Here is a 7213-nt window from a genome sequence, read left to right on the forward strand (position 1 = left end):
CGTCCAGGGGGCGCGTCGCCTCGTCGGGCGTGCGGCTGAGCGACAGCACTTCCGTTTCGATGCCATGACGGGACGTGCTTTGGGCGACGGCATGGATCGTCCGCTCGACGCCGCCAAAAGTGTCCGGCCAGTAGGTCTTGAAAAAATGCAGGACTCTCAAGCCACGGTCCTTCGTCTTTGTCCGATGGCCTGTTCAAAGATGTCGAGCATGCCTCTGGCGTGATTTTCCCAAGTGAAACGTTCGGCATTCCGGCGCGCCCCGGCCGCGATCGCCTGGCGCAATTGCGCATCACTGCAAAGCCGGCCGAACGCGTCGGCGATCGCCCTGGGATCGTTCGGATCGACAAGAATGGCGCTTTGGCCGGCGACTTCCGGCATCGAGGATGTGTTGGACGTCAGGACCGCTTTGCCGAATGACTGTGCCTCGACAATCGGAAAGCCGAAACCCTCATAGAGGGACGGCATCGCCAGGAAAAGGCAATTCGCATAGAGCGTTGCAAGCATCCCGTCCTCCACGAACCCGGTGAAGACGACGTTCATCTCGAGCCCGCCGCGGCGCACGTCGTCGGCCAGGCTCGTCTGTTTCCAGCCACTGCCGCCGACGATGACCAGGTCGCAGGCGGACCGGGCGCTGGCGGGCAGCAGGCTGTAAGCCTCTATCAGCCTGCCCAGGTTCTTTCTCGGCTCGAGCGTGCCGACGAAAAGCGCGTAAGGCCTGGTGATGCCGACCTGCTCCAGGCTTGAAAAGCCGCCCGGGGCGGGGAGCGACGTCGTGCCGGGGGCGACTGTACTGATCGGCGACCGCAGCCAGGAGAACTCCGTCGTCAAGGCGGTAGCCGTGGCGTTCGAATCTGCCACCACCCTATCGGCTCTTCGCAATGCCGGTTTCATCAGCAGGCGCTCGCCGATACGGGTCCGGGCGCGCATGGTCTCCGGCGCGTGCACCCAGACAAGATCGTGGATGGTGACGACACGGGCGATCCGCTCGGCAAGGATGAGGGGCAAGCGGTGAGCCGGCCCCCAGAACACCTCCACACTGTCGCGCGAGGCCAAGGACGGCAGGATGGCTTGCCCCCACAGCGCGCGGGCGGGGAGGGACCTGAACCCTGCGGTCCGCAAGGCCACTCCGCTCGGGATACCGTAGCTGGGGTTGACCTGGCCGGGAGCGTAGACAAAGACCTCGGCACCGAGCGCCGACAGGGCCTTGATCGAACTGTGGACGAACCTGCCGATGCCATCGGTGGCCGATCCCAGGTTCCTGCCATCGACCCCGATTCTCAATCTTTTCTCCCGGAAATGAACTGAGCGAAGCATCCGGATATTGCCGTGGGCAGCAGACGGGCGATTGGAAGCGCGACCTGCTCGGAACGGTCGCGACACTAGCCCCTAACAGACATCCCGCCAATTCGGCAACACGAAGCGGGAGGACAAGTCTCGGGTGGGGGAAAACTGCTTGCGCCTCAGCCTCAGGATGATAGATGCACTCTGTTAACCTCCCGATTTCGAGGGCGAGCTGCTGCCAAAGCTGATCATCCAGATTCCTTGTTACAACGAAGCAGAAACACTGGCGATAGCGCTGAGCGATCTGCCGCGGACCGTCACAGGCTTCGACAGCGTCGAATGGTTGATCATCGATGATGGAAGCACCGACGAAACGGTCAGGATTGCCGAGGAAAACGGCGTCGACCATGTCGTCCGTCACACCAGCAATCGTGGCCTTGCCGCCGCCTTCATGACCGGCATCGAGGCCTGTCTGGCACAAGGCGCCGATGTCATCGTCAACACGGATGCCGACAATCAATATCACGCCGCCGATCTTCCGGCCCTGACCTTGCCGGTCCTGCAGGAGCGCGCCGACATGGTCATCGGCGCTCGGCCGATCTCGGAGATAGAACATTTCTCTCCGGCCAAGAAGTTGCTGCAGAAGCTTGGCAGTTGGGTGGTTCGGGTGAGCAGCGGCACCGACGTTCAGGATGCGCCGAGCGGCTTTCGCGCCATCTCGCGAACCGCGGCCCAGCGCCTGATCGTGTTCAACAACTACACCTACACGCTGGAAACCATCATCCAGGCCGGCCGCAAGAACATGCGCGTGGTCTCGGTGCCGATCCGCGTCAATGGCGATCTTAGGCCATCGAAGCTGGTCAAGAGCATACCTTCCTATCTGAAGCGTTCGATGTTCACCATCGTGCGCATCTTCGTCATCTACCAGCCTGCCCGCTTCTTCGGCATTGCCGCAGCGCTGCTTTTCGGACTTGGCTTCCTGATTGGCCTGCGCTTCCTCTATTTCTACCTGACCGGAACGGGCACCGGACATATACAGTCGGTGATCCTGGCGGGCGCGCTGATGTCGATGGGCTTCCAGTGCCTCCTCGTCGCCTTCCTGGCCGACGTGATAGCGGCCAACCGCAAGCTTCTCGAGGACATTCGCTATACGCAGCGGGCGACCCAGGGAGAGAATGGCAATTACGCCGCGGCTCGGTCCAGCAGGAAAGCAGGATAGGCAGATGAAGGTAGCTGGCGGGCAGGCGGAGGATGGCATTGTCATAGGCAACACCTATGACAAATACGGCACGCGCAACCCGATCGCCCGCCGGATGGTGCAAGGCTTCGAAGGGGCGTTGTCCGGCCTGGTGGCCAAGGTAAGGCCCGCCACCATCCACGAGGTCGGATGTGGAGAAGGCTACTGGATCATGCGTTGGCTCGGGCAGGGCATCGATGCGCGAGGCACCGATTTCTCTGCCCAAGTTATCGGTATGGCAAAGGAAAACGCGCGCGGACAGGGTATGGACCATGGGCGTTTCACGGTTCGCAGCATTTATGATGTGACCCCAGAACACGACAGCGCCGATCTCATCGTCTGTTGCGAAGTAATGGAGCACCTCGAGGAGCCGCAGAAGGCGTTGCAAGCGCTGCAGCGTATCGTCAGGTCGGACCTGATCCTCAGCGTACCCCGCGAGCCGCTTTGGCGCGTGCTTAATCTCGCGCGTGGCAAATACGTCTCGGCCTTGGGAAACACGCCCGGCCATCTACAGCACTGGTCGCAGCGCGGCATCGTCTCGCTGGTGTCGCAGTTTTTCGATGTCACCGAGACACTGTCGCCACTGCCGTGGACCATGCTTCATTGCAAATCGAAGAACAGGCGCTGACGATGGCGCTCGGCCCGGGCGCCAAGACCTGGCTCAATCGCACGGGAGCTCTCTTGGGATTGGCCGGTGTCCTCTTCGTCGGGATCAGGCTTCAAGGCTACGCCGGTGAGATCGATTTCCGAAGACTGGGAGCCGGCGGCTATCTCGCAATTGCAGCCCTGGCTGGTTTATATGGCGCGTCGAACCTGTTGCTGGCTCTCGGCTGGCAGAAGCTGTTGCACCATCTCCAGACACCGGTTTCGCGATCTTGGGCGATTCACGCCTACGCGATCTCGCAATTCGCTAAATATGTTCCCGGTAACATTTTCCAATTTGCGGGTCGGCAGGCTATCGGTGTGGCTGCCGGTATCGGCAACGGTCCGCTCGCCAAATCAACTGTCTACGAACTGGCCTTTCTCACTATCGGCGGAGCCCTCTTTTTTCCGCTTGTGCTACCGCTGATCGCACCCAGCGCACCGGCATGGCTCGGCTGGACCTCTTTCATCGTGGCGATGGCCAGCGCGCTTTGGCTGGTCACCTTTGCCGGTCCGGACTTTGGCATGGCGGCTATCTTCTATGTCGCCTTTCTCGCGCTTTCGGGCTTGGTTTTTGCCCTGGTCTTTGATCTTGCTGGCGGCTCCGGCGAATTCGGGTTGCATCCGGCGATTGCCGGCGCCTATGTGCTGGCGTGGCTGTTGGGCATGGTGACGCCGGGCGCGCCGGCCGGTATCGGCGTCAGGGAAGCGGTTCTGCTGTTTTTGCTTGGAGGCTTCGGTTCCGGTGCGGTCATCCTGCTAGCGGTGGTGATCGGGCGGGTGGTCACCATCCTCGGCGATCTTCTCTTCTTTTCCGGCGGACTGATCGCCGGCAGATTTTGTCGGATAGCTGATGACCAACGCTGAAGGCGCAACTGAATAGGGGAGACGACATGCTCAAAGCCGCGGCACTCAAGATACCGCAGATCAAGAGGTTGTGGCAGGATCGGGACAATCTTTTGGCGGAGCGCGACATCCTGCGCCGGGAAAACGAGCGGTTGCAAACGTCCGAGCAGCCGGGACCAGGTAGCGTATTCTTTCACTACAACTGTAGCTTCGATGCCATCGGCACTATCAACAATCACGCTCGGAACGCTCTGACCGCGGATCCGTCTTACGTCACGAACTTTCTCGGCGTCAGAGTTGCCCCTAGGTTTTTCCCTGGCATTCTCGATGGCAAAGCCGGCACCATCGAGCCGATACCGATCCCTGCCAATTGGCATGCCGACATTGCGGAATGGGCGGCAGCGCTCAGGGCCGTTGATTTGGCTTCAGGACGCTTCCGTGTGGTGGAGTTGGGGTGTGGCTGGGGGTGTTGGCTGAACAATACCGGGGTTGCAGCCCGCAACAGGGCACTCGCCGTCGAACTGATCGGCATCGAAGGCGACAGCGAGCACGTCGCCTATGCCCACGAAGCGATGGCGGCCAATGGCTTCTCCGGCAATGAGTTCCGTATCATCCACGGTGTCGCAGCCCCTGAAAAGGGCGTGGCACTCTTTCCGGTCGTCGAAAATGCCGGGGCGTCCTGGGGCTCGGAGCCGATCCTGAGTGCGACCGCAGCACAGATCAAGGAGGCCTCAGCGTCCGGGCAATATCAGCAACTTTCCGCCTTCTCATTGGCCGAGATCGTCAGCGACGAGCCGGTTGATCTCCTGCACATCGATATCCAGGGCGGCGAAGCCGACTTTATCGATGCCGCCATTGCCGACCTCAACAGATTTGTCCGCTACATCGTCATCGGCACACATTCCCGCCAGATCGAGGGACGGATCATGAGCATCCTCCTGAGCCATGGTTGGAAACTTGAGATGGAGCGCCCGGCAATTATTCGGCTGGTCGAGGGGTGCCCGCAGATTTCAGTCGATGGCGTACAAGGCTGGCTAAGCCCTGCTAGAGGCTAGATCGCGCTTTCCCGATTCGAAATGCGCGCATAGGTGCGACAGATTCGGCCAGACAACAGGTTCAACAGTCTGGGCAAGCGACTCGGAAATATCCAACCTTCTTAGATATCCACTGCGATCGCAGAGACATGCCTACTTGACCACAGCCAAAGATTGAAGAAGAACGCCGAGCGTTCGAGTATCGCCACTCCCATATGCAGAAGGTGAGCGCAACTGGTCAACAAGGAAATCCAATTGACCATTGTTCGCGAAACCAGTTGCCGGAAGGTCGACGGAGATCATGCCGGAAACACCACAATATTTGTGATCCAACATTACAGTCGTCCCGCTGCGAATTTCCACCTTTGTGCAGGCATCTCCCGGCGCGAAGACCGAAAACCTAACGCTCAATTTCCCACCGTCCGGAATGTCTGTCACGTCGACCAAAATTGATGCCTGCTTCTCGCGAGACCAGGTCCCAAGAGGTTCGGGCCGGTACCAACCGCGTCCGACGAGAAAGCTTTCGCCAATCTCTCCACTCACGAAATTTGCCGGCTTGCCAAGATCGATTGGAGGCATCGCATTCCACACCGACAAAGTGCCAGCCGGGTCGAGTCCGTGCGCAAGGCGGACGACAGCGTAATGCGGCATTAAATCCACATCGTATCTGTCCTCGGCGTCTAGTGCCATGGCGATGGGGGAAAGCTCCTTTTCTCGCTCATCAGGTGCAGGCCAATCATGAGCCGCCCAAAGCAGATTGATGTATGGGAGGACGACGGCATCGACTTTGCCGCTCTCAAGAAAGGCCCTCACTCTCATCGCGAACTCAGGCGCTACCTTGCCTTGCTCAAAGTCGGTCATCTCTCGAGGCCAGTTGCCAATGGCGTATGCAAGGTTCTTATCTCCCCCCACATTGTAGGCTCGAATGTCCAGTTCGCTTGCGATGTAGTTGATTAGGAAGTCATTGCCGTACGGCAGAAACGCCACCCTCTCGCCCTTGTGAAAGTGCGGTTTCCATGACGCGATTTCATCCGTCAAGTCGTTGACGACGTTTCGGAAGTGCCTGTATTCATCCAGTTGCGTATTGCTGGGGATGTTGAAGACCAGCAAAATCAGCAGCAGAGCGGCGCGAGCGTTCATTGACAACTTCTCGCTTGCCAGCATCAGCACAAAGATAGCCCAGCACCCGAACATTCCGAGAGCCGTCCAGCGATAGCTGGCTCGCATGATCTTGAATCCGGGTAGATATTCTGAAATCCACGCATTTCCGGTTTCAAACCAACCATACAAAGCGGGCATCAGTTGACTGGCGTCCGCAGGCCGATAAGTCAAAAATTTAACAGTTGGGCCAAGCGCCATATAGAACCCAGCTATGGCCATCAGCCCAAAGGCCAGCAGGAAGAGTTTTCTCCCCTTGAGCGTGAGCGCACCGTAGAGCGCTACCATCATGATCCCAGCGCAGAACGTCGAAACGAACGTCGATGCATCTCCGAAATAGTTATCCTGCGCCCGCGCTGCGCTAAGACCGAGCACGTCAGGGATCGCCAATACGCCATATGTCGGCACAAAGAAGAATTCCAGGTTCGCGCCCCATCCTCGAAAACCATCAATCTGTTCCGTGGCGAATGTCGGAGTTCCCTCGTAAAAGGAGTAGGCCACGTAGGATGCTCCAAACGCGAACGCGATGATGAGGGCGCGGTACAGCAGGTCCATCTTCAGATTGTGACGACGGCTGGCAAGTGTGCACCCAAGCATCAAAGCGGTGCCAGAAGCGAACATCATGAACGTATAGCCGTCCATGAACACCGCCACGAAAGCAGCACCAACAAAGGCCAGGCACGACCAAGCAGAGAGCCGACCGATCAAAACCGCTATCGCGGCAAGATAATAGAGGGGCAGCAAGGCAATTCCGAGCGCCACCGCCGAGTAGCCATTATGCTGCCAGACGATTGGGAATGTGCACCATATCAAGGCACTGAGCAGCGAGGCCGGTCGTCCCGCCTCGATGTACCTAGCGAACCAGAATGCACCCGCAAAGGCTATCGCAAGCCACATGGCGAACACCGCCGCATAGGCGTTGGCTGGCGACGCGCCTGCTTTTAACAACACTGCCGCAGGAAGTGCGGCTGACATCCCGAAGGATATCGCTGCCGGCTGCGGAAGCCCGAAATTG

General features: G+C 59.2%; 6 protein-coding genes and 1 pseudogene. 4 read left to right on the forward strand and 3 right to left on the reverse strand.

Annotated elements, in window-relative coordinates:
- Together EN745_RS25495 and EN745_RS25500 are read right to left on the reverse strand one after the other, a co-directional pair.
- A pseudogene (locus EN745_RS25495) lies at positions 1 to 160 on the reverse strand (glycosyl transferase family 1); the annotation flags it as partial.
- Positions 157 to 1380 (reverse strand): glycosyltransferase family 1 protein, encoded by a 1224-nt coding sequence (locus EN745_RS25500; RefSeq protein ID WP_245487830.1) that lies wholly within the window; start codon positions 1378 to 1380, stop codon positions 157 to 159. The gene EN745_RS25500 and the pseudogene EN745_RS25495, both read right to left, overlap by 4 nt.
- Positions 1381 to 1537: 157 nt before the next feature.
- On the opposite strand from EN745_RS25500, the gene EN745_RS25505 reads away from it, so the two are divergent.
- From EN745_RS25505 to EN745_RS25520, 4 genes are read left to right on the forward strand one after another with little or no spacing between them, the layout of a single operon-like run.
- The gene (locus tag EN745_RS25505) at positions 1538 to 2500 is read left to right on the forward strand and encodes a glycosyltransferase family 2 protein (RefSeq protein WP_281034789.1); all 963 of its coding nucleotides are present in this window, start codon (positions 1538 to 1540) and stop codon (positions 2498 to 2500) included.
- 4 nt (positions 2501 to 2504) lie between these two features.
- On the forward strand, positions 2505 to 3146 hold the full coding sequence (locus EN745_RS25510; protein WP_127422543.1) for a class I SAM-dependent methyltransferase: 642 nt from the start codon (positions 2505 to 2507) through the stop codon (positions 3144 to 3146).
- Positions 3122 to 4027, forward strand: a complete 906-nt coding sequence (locus EN745_RS25515) for a hypothetical protein (RefSeq protein WP_245455545.1) — start codon at positions 3122 to 3124, stop codon at positions 4025 to 4027. The genes EN745_RS25510 and EN745_RS25515 overlap by 25 nt, the downstream gene beginning before the upstream one ends.
- Positions 4028 to 4053: 26 nt before the next feature.
- Complete coding sequence (locus EN745_RS25520; protein ID WP_126055860.1) at positions 4054 to 5061, forward strand: FkbM family methyltransferase; 1008 nt, start codon at positions 4054 to 4056, stop codon at positions 5059 to 5061.
- Between the two features lie 132 nt (positions 5062 to 5193).
- Here the strand turns inward: EN745_RS25520 and EN745_RS36295 are convergent.
- Positions 5194 to 7213 (reverse strand): hypothetical protein (locus EN745_RS36295; protein ID WP_210213775.1); only part of this gene is annotated, 2020 nt, incomplete at its 5' end.

The organism is Mesorhizobium sp. M4A.F.Ca.ET.022.05.2.1, assembly GCF_003998845.1.
In the GTDB taxonomy this organism is placed as follows: domain Bacteria; phylum Pseudomonadota; class Alphaproteobacteria; order Rhizobiales; family Rhizobiaceae; genus Mesorhizobium.

What these genes read in the sequence shown, in the direction of transcription:
- EN745_RS25510 (WP_127422543.1), top strand. Translation starts at nt 2,505, where the DNA reads ATGAAGGTAGCTGGCGGGCAGGCGGAGGATGGCATTGTCATAGGCAAC.
- EN745_RS25520 (WP_126055860.1), top strand. Translation starts at nt 4,054, where the DNA reads ATGCTCAAAGCCGCGGCACTCAAGATACCGCAGATCAAGAGGTTGTGG.